Origin of the sequence: Pseudomonas putida (assembly GCF_028682475.1) — a bacterium.
In the GTDB taxonomy this organism is placed as follows: domain Bacteria; phylum Pseudomonadota; class Gammaproteobacteria; order Pseudomonadales; family Pseudomonadaceae; genus Aquipseudomonas; species Aquipseudomonas putida_AG.
On the sequence record NZ_JANHLE010000001.1, the window covers coordinates 163,403 to 181,763 of the forward strand.

Sequence of the window (18,361 nt, forward strand, 5' to 3'; positions counted from 1 at the left end):
GCTGGCAAGCCAGCTCCCACAGGTTCGGTGTACAGAGGACCTTGTGGGAGCTGGCTTGCCAGCGATGAGGCCAGCAAAATCTACAAAAAACTCAGATCAGAAGGTCATCTCTTTCACATCATCCGGCACGATCAATTTGCCGGCAGTCTTCTCGATGATTTCTTCGACCGTCACCCCCGGCGCAGTCTCGCGCAGGATGAAGGCGCCGTTTTCGATTTCCAGGTAAGCCAGGTCAGTCAGCACCTTGCGGATGCAACCGGCACCGGTCAGCGGCAGGCTGCAGCGCGGCAGCAGCTTGGACTCACCGTCCTTGGAGGCGTGGGTCATGGTGACGATGATGTTGTCGGCACCGGCCACCAGGTCCATGGCGCCGCCCATGCCTTTGACCAGCTTGCCGGGAATCATCCACGAGGCGATGTTGCCCTCCACGTCCACTTCGAAAGCGCCCAGCACCGTGAGGTCAACATGACCGCCACGGATCATCGCGAAGGATTCTGCGGAGCTGAAAATCGACGCGCCACGGCGGGCGGTCACGGTTTGTTTGCCGGCGTTGATCATGTCGGCGTCGAGCTGCGCTTCGGTCGGGAATTCACCCATGCCCAGCAGGCCGTTTTCCGATTGCAGCATCACGTCCATATCGGCCGGGACGTAGTTGGCCACCAGGGTCGGAATGCCGATGCCGAGGTTGACGTAGTAGCCGTCCTTGAGTTCGCGGGCGACGCGCTGGGCCATTTGTTCGCGGGTAAGTGCCATGGTCAGGATCTCTTTGTTGTTCTGTTCGGGGACGGTTCAGGCTTTGAGGGTGCGTTTTTCGATACGCTTCTCGAAGGTGCCGACAATCACCCGGTCGACATAGATACCCGGGGTGTGGATCTCGGTAGGCAGCAGGACACCCGGCTCGACGATCTCTTCGACCTCGACCACGGTGATCTTGCCGGCGGTCGCGGCCAGTGGGTTGAAGTTCTGCGCGGTGTTGCGGTACACCACGTTGCCGTAATGGTCAGCCTTCCAGCCTTTGACGATGGCGAAATCGCCGGTGATGGCTTCTTCGAGGATGTACTTGCGGCCATGGAACTCGCGTACTTCCTTGCCCTCGGCAACCGGGGTGCCGTAGCCGGTAGCGGTGAAGAACGCCGGGATGCCGGCGCCGCCAGCGCGCATTTTCTCGGCCAGGGTGCCTTGCGGGGTCAGTTCGACTTCGAGCTCGCCACTGAGCAACTGGCGCTCGAATTCGGCGTTCTCGCCGACATAGGAGGCGACCATCTTGCGAATCTGGTGATCTTCCAGCAGCACGCCCAGGCCAAAGCCGTCGACGCCGCAGTTGTTCGAGACCACGGTCAGGCCTTTGACGCCGCGGCGCTTGATCTCGTTGATGAGGTTTTCTGGGATGCCGCACAGACCGAAGCCACCGGCCAGTACGGTCATGTTGTCGGTCAGGCCTTCAAGAGCCTGTTCATAGGTTGCTACGCGCTTGTCCAGTCCGGCCATGCTGATCCGCCTTTTGTAGTTGTTGAACCGACAGGGGTGTCGGTAAGCGTTTGACGCATCTTCACCCCAACTGACTTATTTGTTAATTTTGTTTTTATGATCGTTTGATTAATTTTTCAAAAGAATAGACCACAGCGATGAACGTCAAGCAGTTGCGCGCCTTTGTCACCGTTGCCAAATACCAGAGCTTTGCCCAGGCCGGCGAGCACCTGCATCTGTCGCAACCGGCCCTGAGCCTGACCATCAAGGCCCTGGAGGACAACCTCGGCGGCGCCCTGCTCAGCCGCACCACCCGCAGCGTGAGCCTGACCCCGGAGGGCGAAGTGCTGCTGCCCCTGGCCCGGCAGTTACTGGCCGACTGGGACAACACCGAAGAACTGCTGCGCCAGCGCTTCACCCTGCAACTGGGACGGGTGTCGATCGCCGCGATGCCGGCCTTCGCCGGCAACCTGCTGCCGGCGGTGCTGAAGGTGTTTCGCCAGCGCTACCCGCGGGTCAATGTCACCGTGCATGACGTGATCAACGAGCAGGTGCTGGAGCTGGTGCGCCATCGCCGCGTCGAACTGGGCATCGGTATCGAGCCCGAGGCCAGCGCGCCAATGCTGTTCAAGCCGTTGTACCTGGACCGTTTCGTCGCGGTGGTGCCCACTGATTCACCTTTAGCACAACAACCCCAGGTCAGCTGGCGCGAGCTGCTGGATGAAGACTTCATCGCCCTGCAGCGACCGTCGGCCGTGCGCCTGCTGCTGGAGCAGGCCCTGGCGGCCGAGCATGGCAAGCTGGCGGTGGCCTTCGAGAGCCATCAACTGTCGACCATCGGCCGCATGGTTGCCAACGGCCTGGGGGTGAGTGCCGTACCGGCCTTGTGCATCGGCCAGATGCAGGAGCTCGGCGCCCGCTGCGTGCCGCTGGTCGAGCCGATCATCGAACGCCGCATTGGCGTCTCCCTGCTGGCAGACCATAAACTCTCAGCGGCAGCTCAGGCGCTGCTCGATGTACTACAGGAACAAGCCCGCCCCCAGGAGATGACATGCGTACAGTGAAGTTTGCCGAGCAAAACGTTCCCACCATCGGCCAGGGTACCTGGTACATGGGCGAAGACCCGGGCCAGCGCAGCCGCGAGGTGGCGGCCTTGCAGCACGGCATCGAGCTGGGCCTGACGCTGATCGACACGGCCGAGATGTATGCCGAAGGCGGTGCTGAAGAGGTGGTCGGCCAGGCCATCGCCGGACGCCGTGACCAGGTCTTCGTGGTCAGCAAGGTGTACCCGCACAACGCCAGTCGCAACGGCATCCCGGCCGCCTGCGAGCGCAGCCTCAAGCGCCTGGGCACTGACTATATCGACCTGTACCTGCTGCACTGGCGCGGCCAGTATCCGCTGGAGGAAACCGTCGAGGCCTTCGAGCGCTTGCGTGAAGCGGGCAAGATCGGCCGCTGGGGGGTGTCGAACTTCGATACCGACGACCTGCGCGAGCTGCACAATCCCGACTGCGCCGCCAATCAGGTCCTGTATAACCCCGCCCAACGCGGTATTGAGTTCGACCTGCTGCCCTGGAGCCACAAGCGCCAGCTGCCGACCATGGCCTATTGCCCGCTGGCCCAGGCCGGGCGCTTGCTCAAGCACCCGACCCTGAGCGAGATTGCCGAGCGCCATGGTGCCACCCCGGCCCAGGTCAGCCTGGCCTGGGTAACGCGCCAGGACGGTGTGATCGCCATCCCCAAGGCCGTGGACCCGGAACATGTGCGCCTGAATGCGGCGGCGGCCAGCCTGACCCTCAGCAGCGAAGACCTGCGCGCCATCGACCGGGCCTTTCCGGCGCCGACACGCAAGCAGCCGCTGGCGATGGTTTGAGCGGCCTTGCTGTGGGAGCGGGCTTGCCCCGCGATTGCGACCTGTCAGTCACATCGCATCGCGGGGCAAGCCCGCTCCCACAGCTAACGAAAATCCCGACTGCGCACATCCAGCCCTTGCAACAGCGGGCTGAGGTCTTCCAGTCGCTGAGCAATCAGATGGCGTACCCCGCTTTCACACTCAAGCCGCCCGCTCACCCGTAACAATTGTGAGCCGACCAGGGCCCGGCGCTGACGCTCGGCCAGCTCGCGCCAGACCACCACGTTGACATTGCCGAACTCATCTTCAAGGGTGACGAAAGTGACTCCGCTGGCGGTCTGCGGGCGCTGGCGGCCGGTCACCAGGCCCGCCACGCTGACCTTGTCGCCATGCCCGGCGCCCTCCAGTGCCTGTGAACTGCGACAGCCTAGAACATCTAGACGGCGGCGCAGCAAAGTCAGCGGGTGCGGGCCCAGGGTGGTGCCGACACTGGCATAGTCGGCGAACATGTCCTCGCCGATCGACGGCTGCGGCAAACTCACAGGCGCCTCCTCAGGCGCATCGACCCCAGCGAATAACGGCAGCTGCGCCTGCACCGCCGCCACGCTCCAGCGCGCCCGGTAACGGTCGCTGGCCAGCCCGCGCAAGGCCCCGGCATCGGCCAGCAGTTCACGCGCCCGGGCATCGAGTTGCGCGCGCAGGCAGAGGTCAGCGACATCACGCCAGCCACGCTCGGCACGGGCCTGCTCGATGCGCCGGGCATCGTTCTGGCGAAAGCCGCGGATCTGCCGCAACCCCAGACGAATGGCCAACACCTGCCCTGCCCCCGGTTCCAGGCTGCAGTCCCAGTCGCTGTAGCAGACATCCACCGCACGGATTTCGATGCGGTGACGGCGGGCATCCTGAAGAATCTGGTCGGGGCTGTAGAAGCCCATCGGCCAGCTGTTGATCAACGCACAGGCATAGATCGCCGGTTCATGGCACTTGAGCCAGCAACTGGCGTAGGTCAGCAAGGCGAAACTGGCGGCGTGGGATTCGGGAAAGCCATAACTGCCAAAGCCCTTGATCTGCTCGAAAATACGTTCGGCGAATTCGTTGCTGTAACCGTTGGCGAGCATGCCGCTGATCAGCCGTTCACGGTGCGGCTCCAGACCGCCATGGCGCTTCCAGGCCGCCATGGCCCGCCGCAGCTGATCAGCCTCGCCCGCCGAATAGCCGCCCGCGACCATGGCCAGTTCCATCACCTGTTCCTGAAACAGCGGCACGCCAAGGGTGCGTTCGAAGACTTTTTTCAGCGCTGGCGACGGATAGCTCACCTCTTCCAGCTTCTGGCGCCTGCGCAAGTAAGGATGGACCATGTCACCCTGGATCGGCCCAGGCCGAACGATAGCCACCTCGATCACCAGATCGTAGAACTCCTTTGGCTTGAGCCGCGGCAACATGGCCATCTGCGCCCGCGACTCGATCTGGAACACGCCGATGGTGTCGGCGCGGCCGATCATTTCATAGGTGGCCGCGCAATCAGCGGGGATCGTCGCCAGGCTCAGTTCACGGCCGCGATGGCGGTACAGCAGGTCAAAACAGCGGCGCAAGGCGCTGAGCATGCCCAAGGCGAGGATGTCGACCTTGAGCAGGCCGACCAGGTCGAGGTCGTCCTTGTCCCACTGGATCACCGTGCGCCCCTCCATCGCTGCGTTTTCCACCGGTACCAGGGTGTCCAGCGGCTGCTCGGAAATCACGAAGCCGCCCGGATGCTGAGACAGGTGGCGGGGAAAGCCGATCAACTCTCCGGTCAGCGCCAGCACCCGGCGCAACAATGGGCTGTCGGGATCAAAACCGGCTTCACGCAGTTGCTCGGGCGGCGGCAAGCGATCGCTCCAGCGTCCGCAACAATCGGCCAAGGCGTTGATTTGCGCCACCGGCAAGCCCAGCACCCGGGCGATATCGCGCACCGCACCGGCGGCGTGGTAGGTACTGGCCACGGCAGTTAAAGCTGCGCGGTGACGGCCGTAGCGGCTGAACACGTACTGCAGGACTTCTTCACGCCGCTCGTGCTCGAAGTCGACATCGATATCCGGGGGCTCATCGCGCTCGCGCGACAGAAAACGCTCGAACAGCAGGTGACTGTGCATCGGGTCCAGCTCGGTGATGCCCAAAACGAAACACACCACCGAGTTGGCCGCCGAGCCACGGCCCTGGCAGAGAATGCCCTGGCCGCGGGCAAAGTTGACGATGTCGTGAACGGTGAGGAAGTAGCTCTCGTAGTTCAGTTCGGCAATCAGTTCCAGCTCGTGTTCCAGCGCCTGACGGGCCTTCTCTTCCAGGCCGCCGGGCCAGCGCCAGCGGTGCCCCTGCTCGCACAAGTGACGCAACCAGCTGCTGGCCGTCTGCCCGGCAGGCACCAGCTCGCGGGGGTACTGGTAGCGCAGCTGGCTCAGGTCGAAGCGGCAGCGGGCGGCGATGCGCAGGGTTTCATCGAGCAAGGCCTGCGGATACAGCTCGACCAGTTGCGTCAATGGCCGCAGGTGACGCTCGCCATTGGCGAACAGACGCTGCCCGGCCTCGGCCACCGTGCAGTGATGACGGATCGCCGTCATGCTGTCCTGCAAGGCGCGCCGCCCACGGGCATGCATGTGCACGTCGCCCGCCGCTACAGCGGGCAGTTGCAGAGACGTAGCCAGAGCCAGCAACTGTTGCAGGCGCCGCCCATCGTCGACACCGCGGTGCAGCTCGACCGCCAGCCACAGGCGCTCGGCGAAACGCTCACGCAACCAGTGACCGACAGCCAGGTCCTGCTCGCCGTCATCCGGCACCCACAGGGCCAGCAGCCCTTCCAAAGGCGCGTCGAAGTCTTCACGCAGCAGCTGGTAGGCGCCCTTCTGCGCCCGTCGCCGACCCAGGGTGATAAGCCGGCACAGGTGCTGGTAACCGCGCAGATTCTCCGCCAGCAGCACCAGCTTGGGTCCATCGTGCAGACGCACTTCGCTGCCGACGATCAATGGCAGCTCCACCGCTTTCGCCGCCTGCCAGGCCCGGACGATCCCGGCCAAGGTACACTCGTCGGTGATCGCCAGGGCCTGGTAGCCCTGCTGGCGGGCGCGGCGGAACAACTCCTGGGCGCTGGAAGCACCGCGCTGGAAGCTGAAGTTCGACAGGCAGTGCAGTTCGGCGTAAGCCGCTGGCGTGCTCATGCAAACCAACCCTGCAGCCACAACGGTCCCTCTTCGCCAAGGTTGCGGTAGGCCCAGGCATACAACCCGTTCGGGGTTTGCACCCGGTAGTAATCGCGACGCACATCGCCACCATCCCACCAGCCGGATTCGATCCGCTCGGCATCGGTCAGCAATTGCACGCCCACGCCCGGCAAGGCCCGGGGCTCGACCAGTAACCAGCCCGGACGTAGCGCTGCGGGCGCAGGCGGCGCCAGCGTGATCGGGTTATCCAGACGCCAGGCGCATTCCGGGCGATGATCGGCCTGGGCCGACAGGCTGTGCACTGCGCTATCGCCCAGGCGCGCGCGCAGGCGTTCGCGCAGTTGCTCCCAGGGCTGGTTCTGCTGCGGGCGTGCCTCGAACAGTTCGCGGTGCTGCGGGACAAAAGCCGGCAGGTCTTCAGCCTGCAAGCGCAGATTGCGCACCGGCGCCCTCAGTTGCAGTTGCTCAAGGCGTCCACGGGCCAGCTCGAACAGCATCAACGGGTCCCGCTCGGCGGCCAGCAGGCCAACGGGCACATCGGTATCGGCGCCTTCGGCGTGCTCCAGGTGCAGGGTAAAACGCTGCACGCCACTGTCACGGCCCGCCAGAAATGCGGCCAGATCGTTGAGCAGACGGCGCAGCGGAAAGAGCAAGGCCTGGTGCGACTCGACATCGAAATTCAGCTCCAGGCGGGCATCGAAGCGGTCCGGCGGCAGGTAGAACGTCAATGCCATGGGCCGCAAGCCCAACAGACGGTCCAGGTGCAGTTGCACCGCTGCGGCAAAACGCCGGGCCAACGCCTCGCGCGGCAGCGCCATGACCTGGCCGAGCCGGCGCAAGCCCATACGGGCGAAGGCGCTGGCCGCCTCCACTGGCAGACCGACCCGCTCGATAGGTAATTGCTCAAGCGCGGCGCGGGTCTGCTCGGGACAATCGAGCGCCAGGCCATCGTGACAGTTGGCGAGCATGCGCGCGGCCACCGGGTTGCTGGCCAGGACGATACGGTGGCGAAAGCCCAGGGCGTTCAGCTCGGCGCGCAACCGCGCTTCGAAGGCAGGCCAGGGGCCAAACAGACCGAGACTGGATTCGACTTCCAGCAACAGGACCCGCGGGTAATGCAGGCTGACCTGGGAACTGAACTGGTAAGCCCAGGCAGCGAGCAGTTGCTGCAAGGCGTCGATGGCCGCCGGGTCATGGTCGACGCAGGTGAAATTGCCCGCCAGCGCCTGAGCCGTGGTCAACGGCTGCCCGGCACGCAGGCCAAGGGCCGCCGCTGCCGGGTTGACCGCCTGCAACAGGCGACGCTGGGGCGGACCACTGAGCAGCACCAGTGGCGTGTCGGGGTCGGCGCGCCCGCGCAGCACAGCGTCGAGCGCCAGCTGCGGCAGCAGGATACAGGCCCAGAGCATGAGCCATCAGCCTCGCCCGGGACAGGCGATAGGCGTCGCCGGGACCAGACCGCCGCGGCATTTGAGTACCCGCCACTGCGCCGGGCGGGCATCAATGGCAATGCGCAACGCCGCCGGTGACGGGTTCAGCGCCGCCTGCAAAGGGCGCAAGGCAAAGGCCAGGGTCTGGCCGCTTTCGGCGGCTACCTGCAGACGACGCAAGGCGCGGTCGTCGGCCTTGTGCGGCCAGCACAGCACCGCGCCGCAACTGCCTGAACGCAGGCATTGCTCAGCAGCCCAGAGCACGTCGGCCGGCGCCGTCTCGACCAGGGTCAGCCACTGCAGGTCGACCCCCGCCGCCTGCCAGGCCGGTGCGTAGGGAATAAACGGCGGCGCAATCAGCACCACCCGCTCACCGCTGGCGCTCAGGCGAGCCAGGCTGGGCCAAAGCAAGTGCAGCTCGCCGCAGCCCTCGACGCTGAGCAACAGCTCGGTGAGCGCGCCAGGCGGCCAGCCACCGCCGGGCAGTGCTGTGTCCAGCGCGGCATGGCCGGTGGGCTGCAAACCCTGGGGCTGTGCCTGGGGCCGCCCCTTCCAGATCCGTTGCTGGTCGAGCAGGCCGTCGAGGCTGAGCACCGCGCCCATCAGCCGCGCCTCACCAGGCCACAGAACACGCCCTCGATGACAAAGTCCTGGCCGGGACCGACCTCAATCGGCGCATAGGCCGGGTTACGCGGCAGCAGACGGTACTGCTGGGCACTGACCCGCTCGAAACGCTTGATGGTCACCTCGCCATCGAGGCGGGCAACGATGATCTGCCCGTCACGGGCTTCGGCTTGCTGTTTGATACCGACCAGGTCGCCGTCGAGAATGCCGTCATCGAGCATCGAGTCGCCACGCACCTTGAGCAGGTAGTCGGGCGAACGGCTAAACAGCTGGGCGTCGAGCATGAGCTGCTCGTGAATATCGACATCCGGGCCGATGGGCCGCCCTGCGGCCACCTGGCCCAGCACCGGAATTTCCAGGACCTCGGGCCGGCGCAAGGCCCCGGCCAGGCGAATGCCCCGGGCCTGGTTGCGGGTGACCTCGATGAAACCGGCCTCGGCCAGGGCCTGGATATGCTTGCGCGCCACGCTGCGCGAAGCAAAGCCGAAGGCCGTGGCGATGTCGGCCAGGCTCGGCGGCTGGCCATGATCGGCAATCCGGTCACGGATAAAGGTGAGGATGGCGCTGCGTTTAGGCGATAGTCTGTTCATGGAGTACATTTGTACTCTTTTCGACGCGCACTGACCAGCCCCTGTGATCCGGTTATGATGAGCGGCCACTGCAACGGATGCCCGGAATGCTTGAAGCCTTGCTGTTCGATCTCGACGGTACCCTGACCGATACCGACAAACTCCACCTGCTGGCCATGCAACAGCTCTTGCTGGAAGAAGGCCGGGTGTTGACCGAGGCGGAGTTCGATGCTCACGTCAGCGGTCGGGCCAACGCTGATCTGTGCCGCTACCTGTTCCCCGAGCGGTCGCTGGCCGAGCACCAGGCTTTTGCTGATCGCAAGGAGGCGCGTTTTCGCGCACTGTCACCGACGCTGCAGCCCACTGCCGGACTGATCCGGCTGCTTGAGCACGCTGAACAGGCAGGCATTGGCATGGCCGTAGTAACCAATGCGCCACGGGCCAACGCCGTGCACATGCTCAATGCCATGGGCCTGGGCGAGCGTTTCAAGCATGTGCTGGTAGCCGAAGAGCTGCCGCGAGCGAAACCGGATCCACTGCCCTACCTCGCCGGCCTTGAATGCCTGCAGGCGCGGGCCAGTCATGCCCTGGCGTTCGAGGATTCAGTGCCTGGGGTGACAGCGGCCAGCCAGGCCGGAATCTTTACCGTTGGTCTGTCCACCAGTCAGGCACCCGACGCCCTGCTCGCGGCAGGTGCGCAACTGGTAGTGGCGGATTTCGAGGATCCGCGGTTGTGGGCGTTGATTGAACAAATGAGTAGGGTAACGTTCTGACTTAGACATCGCGGGGCAAGCCCGCTCCCACCGAGCCGGTGGGAGCGGGCTTGCCCCGCGATGGCATCAACAGACTCACCCGGAAATGCAACGTGTCGCCGCAGTCTTCACGTCACCCAGGCGCAGGGGAAAGTTGTTCAGGCGCTCGTACAGCTTGATGCTGCTGCCACTGCCGCGTTCATTGATGTCCACCAAGGCAGCCGGCCCGGCCCCGAGTTTTTGCGGCACGACCAGGCGCAGGCCATCATGATGCGGCTCAACCTCAAGGGGGCCACGGGTTTCAGCCAGTTGCTGCTGTACGCAGGTGGCGTACTCCTGGGGCTTCTTGCCGGAAATCACGTTCAGGGTTTCCGGCGAGCTTTCAAGCTCCGACACGCTGACGCAACCACCCAGCGTAACTGCCAACGCTGCTACAACCCACTTCATCAAGCTACACCTCCACCACGGAAAAAGACTCTGACCGCGCCCAGACCATTTTGCTCCCTTGATTGGCAGATTTATCGTGGGTCGGGCACGAAGGGCGACAGTGTAACCGTTGATCATGGTATCGTTTTGATTTGCCCAAAGATCCATTGCGGAGAGCAACATGAAATTCGTACACCAGCGCGAACACCTCAACGAAGACGACATCGTCGTCATCGAGTGTTCCCAGCGCTGCAACATCCGCCTGATGAACGACGCCAACTTCCGCAGCTTCAAGAATGGCGGGCGCCACACCTATCACGGCGGCGCTTTCGTCGACTTCCCGGCGAAGATCACCGTGCCCAGCACCGGCTTCTGGAACATCACCATCGATACCGTCGGTCCGCGCGCGTTGTCGGCAGTGACCAAGCCGACCTTCACCCACAAGATCAAATTCATCCGCCGTTCGTCGTCGAAGCTGAGATAAGCCATGAGCCAGACCACCAAGTACGTCATCAAGTACAAGCTCGAGGGTGAGCGTCGTTTCGACTTCGCCCTGATGAGCAGCGACGCCCCGCAGGAAGTGCAAGCCGCCCTGGAGAAACTCCACGGCGAAGACGCGAAAAAGATCACCGACATCAAGGTCAGCAAAGCCCTGTAACGGACACAGCGCAGAAGGAATCCCTGGCATGAGCCGATGGCCGGACACCCGTCTTCTTGATCTGCTCGGCATCGAACTGCCGATCCTCCAGGCCCCGATGGCCGGCGCCAGCGGCTCGGCCATGGCCATTGCCGTGAGCAATGCCGGTGGCCTGGGATCGCTGCCTTGTGCAACCTTGAGCCTGGAGCAGATCCGCGCCGAGCTGCAAACGTTCAAGCAAGCCAGCAACGGCCCGCTCAACGTCAATTTCTTCTGCCACCAGCCACCGCAGCCGGACCCGGCGCGCGATACAGCCTGGAAGCTGGCGCTCAAGCCCTACTACGAAGAGCTGGGCGCCGACTTTGATGCACCGACGCCAGTGTCCAACCGCGCACCGTTCGACGACGCCAGCTGCCAGCTGATCGAAGCCTTCAAGCCAGCCGTAGTCAGCTTCCACTTCGGTCTGCCAGAGGCAAGCCTGCTGGCACGGGTCAAGGCCACGGGCGCGAAGGTGCTGTCCAGCGCCACCACCGTAGACGAGGCGATCTGGCTGGAGCAGCACGGCTGCGACGCGATCATCGCCATGGGTTATGAAGCTGGCGGGCACCGCGGGATGTTCCTCGGTAGCGACCTCAATTCCCAGGTCGGCACCCTGGCGCTGGTGCCGCAAATCGTCGATGCGGTAAAGGTACCCGTGATTGCCGCTGGCGGTATCGGCGACCATCGCGGCATTATTGCCGCCCTGGCCCTGGGCGCGTCGGCGGTACAGCTGGGCACCGCCTATCTGTTCTGCCCGGAAGCCAAGGTCTCGGCGGCCCATCGCCAGGCGCTGCACAGCGCCAAGGAAAGCGACACGGCCCTGACCAACCTGTTTACCGGGCGCCCTGCCCGCGGCATAACAACACGGATAATGCGCGAACTGGGCCCGATCAGCGCGTTGGCGCCGCCCTTCCCGCTGGCCGGCGGCGCGCTGATGCCGCTGCGGGCGATCAGCGAGCCACAAGGTAACAGCGATTTCAGCAACCTCTGGTCAGGCCAGGCGCTGCGTCTGGGGCAAGCCCTGCCGGCCGCCGAGCTGACCCGCAAACTGGCTGAAAACGCCCTCGCCCAGCTCAAGCGCTGAAGCAGTGCTTTCCGTTTGTCGGGTAATCGCTATATATTCACGTATATAACGACTACCCCTCAGCCCATGGAGCTGTGTTTCATGAGTAAGTGCGCACCGCGTTTTGCCCTGGCCGCCCTGGCCACGTTCATGACCTTCAACAGCGCCTGGGCCGAAGAGGTTCAGGTGGCTGTCGCCGCCAACTTCACCGCACCGATCCAGGCCATCGCCAAGGACTTCGAGAAAGACACCGGTCACAAGCTGGTCGCCGCCTACGGCGCCACCGGGCAGTTCTATGCCCAGATCAAGAACGGCGCGCCGTTCGAAGTCTTCCTCGCCGCTGACGACAGCACCCCGGCCAAACTGGAAAGCGAAGGTGATAGCGTCAAAGGCTCGCGCTTCACTTATGCCATCGGCACCCTGGCCTTGTGGTCGGCCAAACCTGGCTACGTCGACGCCAAGGGTGAAGTGCTGAAAAAAAATGAGTTCAAGCACCTGTCCATCGCCAACCCGAAAGCTGCGCCTTATGGCCTGGCGGCTACCCAGGTGCTGGACAAGCTCAAGCTGACCGAGGCCACCAAGGCCAAGATCGTCGAAGGCCAGAACATCACCCAGGCCTTCCAGTTCGTGTCCACGGCGAATGCCGAGCTGGGCTTTGTCGCCCTCTCGCAAATCTACAAGGACGGCAAAGTCAGCGAAGGTTCGGCGTGGATCGTCCCGGCCAGCCTGCATGAGCCGATCAAGCAAGATGCGCTGATCCTCAACAAGGGCAAAGACAACCCGGCAGCCAAGGCCCTGGTGGACTACCTCAAAGGTCCGAAAGCGGCTGCACTGATCAAGTCTTACGGTTACGAAATCTGATGCCACTGGATGCCAGCGACCTGGGTGCCATCTGGCTGACCTTCAAACTGGCCAGCCTGACCACCTTCATCCTGTTGCTGGTCGGCACGCCCATCGCCTGGTGGCTGGCGCGCACGCGCTCCTGGCTGCGCGGGCCGGTGGGCGCGGTGGTGGCGCTGCCGCTGGTGCTGCCACCGACGGTCATCGGCTTCTACCTGCTGCTGGCCCTGGGGCCCAATGGCTGGATCGGCCAGACCACCGAGGCGCTGGGGCTGGGCACTGTGGTGTTCAGCTTCAGCGGCCTGGTGATCGGCTCAGTGATCTACTCCATGCCCTTTGTCGTGCAACCGCTGCAGAACGCCTTCAGCGCTATCGGCGAACGCCCGCTGGAAGTAGCCGCCACGTTGCGCGCCAGCCCCTGGGACACGTTTGTCCATGTAGTACTGCCGCTGGCCCGGCCCGGCTTCATCACCGCCAGCATCCTCGGCTTTGCCCATACCGTGGGTGAATTCGGCGTGGTGCTGATGATCGGTGGCAACATCCCCGACAAGACCCGTGTGGTCTCCGTACAGATCTTCGACCATGTCGAGGCCATGGAATACCTGCAAGCACACTGGCTGGCCGGCGCCATGCTGGTGTTCTCGTTCCTCGTGCTGCTGGCGCTGTACTCCAGCCGCCAGGGCAAATCGGCCTGGAGCTGAAGCATGCACAAGATGATTCATGCCCGGCTCAAAGTCGCTCGTGACGGTTTCGACCTGGACGTCGACCTGCAATTGCCCGGTCGCGGCATCAGTGCCCTGTTCGGCCACTCAGGCTCGGGCAAGACCACCTGCCTGCGCTGCCTGGCCGGCCTGGAACGGGCGTCCGAGGCCTATATCGAAGTCAACGGGCAGATCTGGCAAGACTCACGCCGCGATCACTTCATCGCCCCGCACCTGCGCCCGGTCGGCTACGTGTTCCAGGAGCCCAGCCTGTTCCCGCACCTGACCGTGCACGGCAACCTGACCTTTGGGTGGCGCCGCATTCCGGCCCAGGCGCGCAAGGTCAGCCTTGAACAGGCCTGTGCGCTGCTGGGCATCGAGCACTTGCTCGAACGCAAGCCCGCCACCCTGTCCGGCGGTGAGGCGCAACGCGTGGGCATCGCCCGGGCCTTGCTCAGCAGCCCGCAACTGCTGCTGATGGACGAACCCCTGGCGGCCCTCGACGGCCCGCGCAAGCGCGAGATCCTGCCGTACCTGGAGCGCCTGCACGCCGAGTTGGACATCCCGCTGATCTATGTCAGCCATGCCCAGGATGAAGTGGCCCGCCTGGCTGACCACCTGGTGTTGCTGGAGCAAGGCAAAGTCCAGGCCAGCGGCCCGATTGCCGCCACCCTCGCCCGCCTCGACCTGCCCCTGACCCAGGGTGACAATGCCGGGGTGATCATTGAGGGCCAGGTCAGCAGTTACGACACCTGCTACCAGTTACTCGGTCTGCAACTGCCAGGCAGCAGCCTGGAGCTGCGCCTGGCCCACGAGCCACTGGCACTGGGTACCTCATTGCGACTCAAGGTGCAGGCCCGAGATGTCAGCCTGAGCCTGGTCGAAGATACCCACTCAAGCATCCTCAACCGCTTGCCGGTAAGGGTCATGGGGTATCAGGCAGCGGATAACAGTGCCCATGTACTGGTCAGCCTCGACGCTGCCGGCAGCGTATTACTGGCCCGGATCACCCGCTACTCGGCCGACCAGCTGGGCCTGCACAGCGGCCAGCAGCTGATAGCGCAGATCAAGTCGGTGGCCTTGCTGGGCTGACCGCGCATGACACAAGGGGCCGTACGCTGAAAAAAGGTGCCTGATATTGATCCTGTAACGCCGTTAGCCCCTTGAAAGTCGATACAAAAGACCTCAGTTCTCATATCATGCAGAGAAATTTCCCATATTCGCTCAAGCCCCCTATGCTTGCCGGTGTGAGCGGCGTTCGCTGCTGTGGAACGCTCAATCGCCCTACCGGCACCTGCGACTAAAGACTCACTACAGATTCTGTGTTCGGCGGAATTAATATTTCCCGAAAGCGTCTTTAATGAAGGAAAAGAGGAACGCGTTCCGCGTGTTCCCGGCTTGTGCGGGCGCGGCCTGCAAAGCAAATTACGTTACCAAGGAGATATACATGCTGATACTCACCCGCAAGGTTGGCGAAAGCATCGTCATCAACGATGACATCAAAGTCACCATTCTGGGCGTCAAAGGTATGCAAGTGAGGATCGGCATCGATGCACCGAAAGATGTTCAGGTGCACCGCGAAGAGATTTTCAAGCGCATTCAGGCTGGCAGCCCGGCACCGGCAAAAGGAGACGATCATCAGGAGTAACGCTCGCTGATTCAAGCCGCACGGATGCGCTTGACCCTGCCCCGTCAGCTCTGATGGTGGGCCGCAATGGCCTTATGACGACTCGGGAGGGCCGACCAGCTCCTCGACCTTGGCGATCATCGTGAAAATATCGAAGGGTTTGTCGAACACCGCCACGAACAAGCCAGGATTGCCCCGCGCCTCGTAAGCCTGGGCCGCGCTCATCAAAATCAATGGCAGGTTCTGCCACTGCGGGTCTTCACGTATGGTGTTGGCCAGTTCCTCACCGTTTTTCTGCGGCATCATATAGTCGGTAATGACCAGATCCACAGGTTTGTCCTTGAGGATATCCAACGCTTTCTGCCCATTGCTGGCCGTTTCCACCACGTAGCCCGCATCTTCCAGGGCGTAACCCAGTATCTGGGCAATGAGGTACTCGTCGTCAACGACCAGAATCGTCCTCATGACTGCACAGCCTGCAGGCTCACGTGCCCGCCACGGGCACCGGCGTGCCAGACAGCACTGCGGTGGCCTGAGTAAACGCTTTTTTAAGATCGATGCCCCGATTGCTGATAATCAGCTCCAGCAACGCTGGGTCGTAGTCACTGTCGCGCACCTTGAGAATTGACAGCATGCGCTTGAGCTGCGAGTCCAGTTCGACAAAGCGCATCAACAGCAAGTTGTCGACAATGCTCGACAGGTCCGGCGCTGGCGCATTGATTTCCGAGCCGAAGATATCGCGCATCTCCCAGGTCGCCATGACACTGACATCGTGAGCCCGCAGTTCTCCGGTCAGAGCCCTGAAAAACTCGTTGAGCCGCGCCGGATGGTTGGCCAGGCGCGTGAAGGCGCCAAGGCTATCGATCAGCACCCGCCGCACACCGTGTTCCTTGACCTGATGCAGCAGCCTGGCGCCCACCTCATCGAGCACCCCCTCGGTGGTCGGCTGCCAAGCGACATGCAACGCGCCACTGCGCTGCATGGCCGCAAAGTCGTATCCCAGGGCACTGGCTTTCACGCGCAGGCGCTGAGGTGTTTCATAAAAGCCAAAGTGCAAGCCCGGCTCCTTCACCGTCGAGGCGGCCAGGAAGTTCACCCCCAAGGACGTCTTGCCAATCCCCGAAGGCCCCATCACCAGGGTCACCGAGCCGCCGGGCAAACCACCGCCCAAAAGCTCATCAAGTGCTTTTACGCCGCTGCCGACCCGACTCAGTTCACCGCTGCCCATACCACTGGGGTGGCTGTACAGCGACTCCAGACGCGGGTAGACCTGCAGCCCGTCTTCAGTGATCTGGCACTCATGCAGCCCCGACAAGGCAGCGCTGCCGCGGGTTTTGCGCAACTGAATACTACGCACTGAATGGCTCCCGGTCAGTGCTTCACCCAGTTCGATCACGCCATCGACCATGGTATGTTCAGGGCTGCCGTCATCCAGTCGCGAACTGGTCAGAAACAACACCGTGCAGCCGGCGAATGCCGCATGACCTTGCAGTTCGGCGATGAATTTCTTGGTATCCAGCGAAGTTTCAGCCCGTGACCTGGCCGTGAGCAAACCATCGACGATCAACAACGAAGCCTGGTGACGACTGATTTCGCCGCGCAGCAACTTGACCAGCTGATCCAGCCCCTCACGCTCGAGGGTATCGAAAGCGCTGATAAACTGGATTTCCTTGCCGACCAGACTCGGGTCGTAGAAGCTCAAGGTCGAAAGGTACTGGAACAAACGCTCATGGGACTCGCTCAACAGGGTCGCAACCAGTACTCGCCCGCCCAGACCGACATGATTGAACGCCAGCTGATTGGCCAGAATGGTCTTTCCCGACCCCGGTCGCCCCTGAACGATATAAGAAGCGCCGGCGATCAGTCCGCCCTTGAGCAGTGCGTCCAGTCCTTCGATGCCGCTGGCAAGACGTTTGAGTGATTCCACGATACACGCACCTGTTCAGTTCGATGTAGTGGTGTCCGGCTGAAACACCGGCAGGTACAACGTCATGCAAGTACCCTGGCCAGGTTCGCTGGTGACGCTGACTGCGCCATTGCTCTGCCTGGTAAAACCATAGACCTGGCTCAACCCCAATCCAGTTCCCTTGCCAAAGGCCTTGGTGGTGAAAAAAGGTTCGAAGATCCGTGGCAACACATTGGGGGCAATGCCGCGGCCATTGTCGCTGACCTCCAGGCGCACAAAAGCCCCGTGCAAATCTTCAACCTCGCCATTGAGCTGGCAGTTACAGGCCGACAGGCGAATCACACCCTCGTTACCTACAGCATCGCGGGCATTGAAGATCAAATTGAGCAGAACCATCTGCAACTGCCCGCCATCCACTTCGATATCCTGCAAACCCGGCTCCAGCTGTACCTGCAGCTCGACACCTTTGGGTATTACATGGACCAGCAACAGGCGTATCGACTCGACCAACACCGAGACCTGGATCCGCGCCGACTTCAGCGCCTTATGCCGAGCAAAGCTGAGCAATTGCTGGGTCATTTGCGTACCCCGCTCACCGGCATCGAGAATGTGCTCAAGCAAGCGCTGGCTGCGTTGCGGGTCTTTGCTGTTGAGCGCCAGCCTCGCCGAGCCGATGATGATGGTCAGCAGATTGTTGAAGTCATGGGCCATGCCGCCGGTCAACTGGCCGAGGGCTTCGAGTTTCTGCGCCTGAAACAGCTGCGCACGCATTGCATCAAGCTGCAGGGCGGCCTCGCGGCGATCGGTGATGTCACGGGTGATCTTCGCCAGGCCGATAATCTCGCCATCCGCTGAGCGGATCACATCCAGCGCCGCCAGCGCCCAGAAGCGTGTGCCATCTTTGCGCACACGCCAGCCCTCATCCTGTGCAACACCGGTGGTCAAGGCGCGCTCGAGCAGCAACGCGGGTTTACCTTCAAGACGATCCTGTTCGGTGAAAAACTGCGAGAAGTGCTTGCCAATCACTTCGTCGGCAGTCCAGCCCTTGATTCGCTGGGCACCGGCGTTCCAGGAGACCACATGACCGCCCGGATCGAGCATGTAGATGGCGTAGTCCACCACCGCCTGCACCAATTGTTCGTAACGATTGGCGTGCATGGTGTGCAGATCCGGGCGATCGGAAGAATTCATAACAGCTCCACGCAAACGGCCGACGTAATCAAGCATAGACAGC

General features: G+C 62.9%; 20 protein-coding genes. 10 read left to right on the forward strand and 10 right to left on the reverse strand.

The annotated features are described in order from the left end of the window. Nucleotides 1-96: 96 nt before the first annotated feature. Both NPS47_RS00705 and NPS47_RS00710 read right to left on the reverse strand, forming a co-directional pair. A complete protein-coding gene (locus NPS47_RS00705) occupies nt 97-753 on the reverse strand; it encodes a CoA transferase subunit B (RefSeq protein WP_274293214.1) in 657 nt (218 codons plus the stop codon). Between the two features lie 36 nt (nt 754-789). Continuing rightward, nucleotides 790-1,488, reverse strand: a complete 699-nt coding sequence (locus NPS47_RS00710; protein ID WP_274293215.1) for a CoA transferase subunit A — start codon at nt 1,486-1,488, stop codon at nt 790-792. A gap of 137 nt (nt 1,489-1,625) precedes the next feature. Here NPS47_RS00710 and NPS47_RS00715 point away from each other — a divergent pair, with 137 nt between their 5' ends. Both NPS47_RS00715 and NPS47_RS00720 read left to right on the forward strand, forming a co-directional pair. After that, nucleotides 1,626-2,531, forward strand: a complete 906-nt coding sequence (locus NPS47_RS00715) for a LysR family transcriptional regulator (protein WP_274293216.1) — start codon at nt 1,626-1,628, stop codon at nt 2,529-2,531. Then, nucleotides 2,519-3,340 carry an aldo/keto reductase gene (locus NPS47_RS00720; protein ID WP_274293217.1) on the forward strand — a complete coding sequence of 274 codons (822 nt, stop codon included), beginning with the start codon at nt 2,519-2,521 and terminating at the stop codon, nt 3,338-3,340. The genes NPS47_RS00715 and NPS47_RS00720 overlap by 13 nt, the downstream gene beginning before the upstream one ends. Before the next feature lie 83 nt (nt 3,341-3,423). On the opposite strand, the gene NPS47_RS00725 is transcribed toward NPS47_RS00720, so the two are convergent. The 4 genes from NPS47_RS00725 to lexA are packed head-to-tail and all read right to left on the reverse strand — an operon-like array spanning nt 3,424 to nt 9,166. Continuing rightward, complete coding sequence (locus tag NPS47_RS00725; protein WP_274293218.1) at nt 3,424-6,531, reverse strand: error-prone DNA polymerase; 3,108 nt, start codon at nt 6,529-6,531, stop codon at nt 3,424-3,426. Then, the gene (locus tag NPS47_RS00730) at nt 6,507-7,922 is read right to left on the reverse strand and encodes a Y-family DNA polymerase (RefSeq protein ID WP_274293219.1); all 1,416 of its coding nucleotides are present in this window, start codon (nt 7,920-7,922) and stop codon (nt 6,507-6,509) included. The genes NPS47_RS00725 and NPS47_RS00730 overlap by 25 nt, the downstream gene beginning before the upstream one ends. 6 nt (nt 7,923-7,928) lie before the next feature. Continuing rightward, entirely contained in the window at nt 7,929-8,546 is a 618-nt protein-coding gene (gene imuA, locus NPS47_RS00735; protein WP_274293220.1) for a translesion DNA synthesis-associated protein ImuA, read from the reverse strand. Next, the gene (gene lexA / locus NPS47_RS00740; protein ID WP_274293221.1) at nt 8,546-9,166 is read right to left on the reverse strand and encodes a transcriptional repressor LexA; all 621 of its coding nucleotides are present in this window, start codon (nt 9,164-9,166) and stop codon (nt 8,546-8,548) included. Before lexA ends, imuA begins: the two co-directional genes overlap by 1 nt. 77 nt (nt 9,167-9,243) lie before the next feature. On the opposite strand from lexA, the gene NPS47_RS00745 reads away from it, so the two are divergent. Next, the gene (locus tag NPS47_RS00745) at nt 9,244-9,909 is read left to right on the forward strand and encodes an HAD family hydrolase (RefSeq protein ID WP_274293222.1); all 666 of its coding nucleotides are present in this window, start codon (nt 9,244-9,246) and stop codon (nt 9,907-9,909) included. Between the two features lie 75 nt (nt 9,910-9,984). Here the strand turns inward: NPS47_RS00745 and NPS47_RS00750 are convergent, their stop codons facing one another. Then, on the reverse strand, nt 9,985-10,335 hold the full coding sequence (locus tag NPS47_RS00750) for a hypothetical protein (protein ID WP_274293223.1): 351 nt from the start codon (nt 10,333-10,335) through the stop codon (nt 9,985-9,987). A 160-nt stretch (nt 10,336-10,495) separates the two neighbouring features. Between NPS47_RS00750 and NPS47_RS00755 the strand changes: the two genes are divergently transcribed. The 7 genes from NPS47_RS00755 (at nt 10,496) to csrA (ending at nt 15,242) form a co-directional block, all read left to right on the forward strand. Beyond that, complete coding sequence (locus NPS47_RS00755) at nt 10,496-10,798, forward strand: DUF1883 domain-containing protein (protein WP_038612501.1); 303 nt, start codon at nt 10,496-10,498, stop codon at nt 10,796-10,798. Nucleotides 10,799-10,801: 3 nt separating this feature from the next. Next, nucleotides 10,802-10,972, forward strand: a complete 171-nt coding sequence (locus NPS47_RS00760) for a hypothetical protein (protein ID WP_274293224.1) — start codon at nt 10,802-10,804, stop codon at nt 10,970-10,972. Between the two features lie 28 nt (nt 10,973-11,000). After that, nucleotides 11,001-12,074, forward strand: a complete 1,074-nt coding sequence (locus tag NPS47_RS00765; protein ID WP_274293225.1) for an NAD(P)H-dependent flavin oxidoreductase — start codon at nt 11,001-11,003, stop codon at nt 12,072-12,074. A gap of 81 nt (nt 12,075-12,155) precedes the next feature. Beyond that, complete coding sequence (modA, locus tag NPS47_RS00770; RefSeq protein ID WP_274293226.1) at nt 12,156-12,914, forward strand: molybdate ABC transporter substrate-binding protein; 759 nt, start codon at nt 12,156-12,158, stop codon at nt 12,912-12,914. After that, nucleotides 12,914-13,594 carry a molybdate ABC transporter permease subunit gene (gene modB / locus NPS47_RS00775; protein WP_274293227.1) on the forward strand — a complete coding sequence of 227 codons (681 nt, stop codon included), beginning with the start codon at nt 12,914-12,916 and terminating at the stop codon, nt 13,592-13,594. Before modA ends, modB begins: the two co-directional genes overlap by 1 nt. A gap of 3 nt (nt 13,595-13,597) precedes the next feature. Continuing rightward, nucleotides 13,598-14,686 carry a molybdenum ABC transporter ATP-binding protein gene (modC, locus tag NPS47_RS00780; protein ID WP_274293228.1) on the forward strand — a complete coding sequence of 363 codons (1,089 nt, stop codon included), beginning with the start codon at nt 13,598-13,600 and terminating at the stop codon, nt 14,684-14,686. 355 nt (nt 14,687-15,041) lie between these two features. Further along, complete coding sequence (gene csrA / locus NPS47_RS00785; protein ID WP_274293229.1) at nt 15,042-15,242, forward strand: carbon storage regulator CsrA; 201 nt, start codon at nt 15,042-15,044, stop codon at nt 15,240-15,242. A gap of 72 nt (nt 15,243-15,314) precedes the next feature. Here the strand turns inward: csrA and NPS47_RS00790 are convergent, their stop codons facing one another. Genes NPS47_RS00790 through NPS47_RS00800 form a run of 3 tightly spaced genes read right to left on the reverse strand, consistent with a single transcriptional unit; the run spans nt 15,315 to nt 18,318 of the window. After that, a complete protein-coding gene (locus NPS47_RS00790; RefSeq protein WP_274293230.1) occupies nt 15,315-15,686 on the reverse strand; it encodes a response regulator in 372 nt (123 codons plus the stop codon). 19 nt (nt 15,687-15,705) lie between these two features. Continuing rightward, nucleotides 15,706-17,151, reverse strand: a complete 1,446-nt coding sequence (locus tag NPS47_RS00795) for an ATPase domain-containing protein (RefSeq protein ID WP_274293465.1) — start codon at nt 17,149-17,151, stop codon at nt 15,706-15,708. Between the two features lie 12 nt (nt 17,152-17,163). After that, on the reverse strand, nt 17,164-18,318 hold the full coding sequence (locus tag NPS47_RS00800) for a two-component system sensor histidine kinase NtrB (RefSeq protein WP_274293231.1): 1,155 nt from the start codon (nt 18,316-18,318) through the stop codon (nt 17,164-17,166). Between the last annotated feature and the right edge of the window lie 43 nt (nt 18,319-18,361).

Coding starts and splice junctions, on each gene's coding strand:
- NPS47_RS00755 (WP_038612501.1), top strand. CDS start 10,496: ATGAAATTCGTACACCAGCGCGAACACCTCAACGAAGACGACATCGTC.
- NPS47_RS00745 (WP_274293222.1), top strand. CDS start 9,244: ATGCTTGAAGCCTTGCTGTTCGATCTCGACGGTACCCTGACCGATACC.
- NPS47_RS00720 (WP_274293217.1), top strand. CDS start 2,519: ATGCGTACAGTGAAGTTTGCCGAGCAAAACGTTCCCACCATCGGCCAG.
- modC (WP_274293228.1), top strand. CDS start 13,598: ATGCACAAGATGATTCATGCCCGGCTCAAAGTCGCTCGTGACGGTTTC.
- imuA (WP_274293220.1), bottom strand. CDS start 8,546: ATGGGCGCGGTGCTCAGCCTCGACGGCCTGCTCGACCAGCAACGGATC.
- modB (WP_274293227.1), top strand. CDS start 12,914: ATGCCACTGGATGCCAGCGACCTGGGTGCCATCTGGCTGACCTTCAAA.
- NPS47_RS00765 (WP_274293225.1), top strand. CDS start 11,001: ATGAGCCGATGGCCGGACACCCGTCTTCTTGATCTGCTCGGCATCGAA.
- NPS47_RS00715 (WP_274293216.1), top strand. CDS start 1,626: ATGAACGTCAAGCAGTTGCGCGCCTTTGTCACCGTTGCCAAATACCAG.
- NPS47_RS00760 (WP_274293224.1), top strand. CDS start 10,802: ATGAGCCAGACCACCAAGTACGTCATCAAGTACAAGCTCGAGGGTGAG.
- NPS47_RS00730 (WP_274293219.1), bottom strand. CDS start 7,922: ATGCTCTGGGCCTGTATCCTGCTGCCGCAGCTGGCGCTCGACGCTGTG.
- lexA (WP_274293221.1), bottom strand. CDS start 9,166: ATGTACTCCATGAACAGACTATCGCCTAAACGCAGCGCCATCCTCACC.
- NPS47_RS00800 (WP_274293231.1), bottom strand. CDS start 18,318: ATGAATTCTTCCGATCGCCCGGATCTGCACACCATGCACGCCAATCGT.
- NPS47_RS00750 (WP_274293223.1), bottom strand. CDS start 10,335: ATGAAGTGGGTTGTAGCAGCGTTGGCAGTTACGCTGGGTGGTTGCGTC.
- NPS47_RS00790 (WP_274293230.1), bottom strand. CDS start 15,686: ATGAGGACGATTCTGGTCGTTGACGACGAGTACCTCATTGCCCAGATA.
- modA (WP_274293226.1), top strand. CDS start 12,156: ATGAGTAAGTGCGCACCGCGTTTTGCCCTGGCCGCCCTGGCCACGTTC.
- NPS47_RS00705 (WP_274293214.1), bottom strand. CDS start 753: ATGGCACTTACCCGCGAACAAATGGCCCAGCGCGTCGCCCGCGAACTC.
- csrA (WP_274293229.1), top strand. CDS start 15,042: ATGCTGATACTCACCCGCAAGGTTGGCGAAAGCATCGTCATCAACGAT.
- NPS47_RS00710 (WP_274293215.1), bottom strand. CDS start 1,488: ATGGCCGGACTGGACAAGCGCGTAGCAACCTATGAACAGGCTCTTGAA.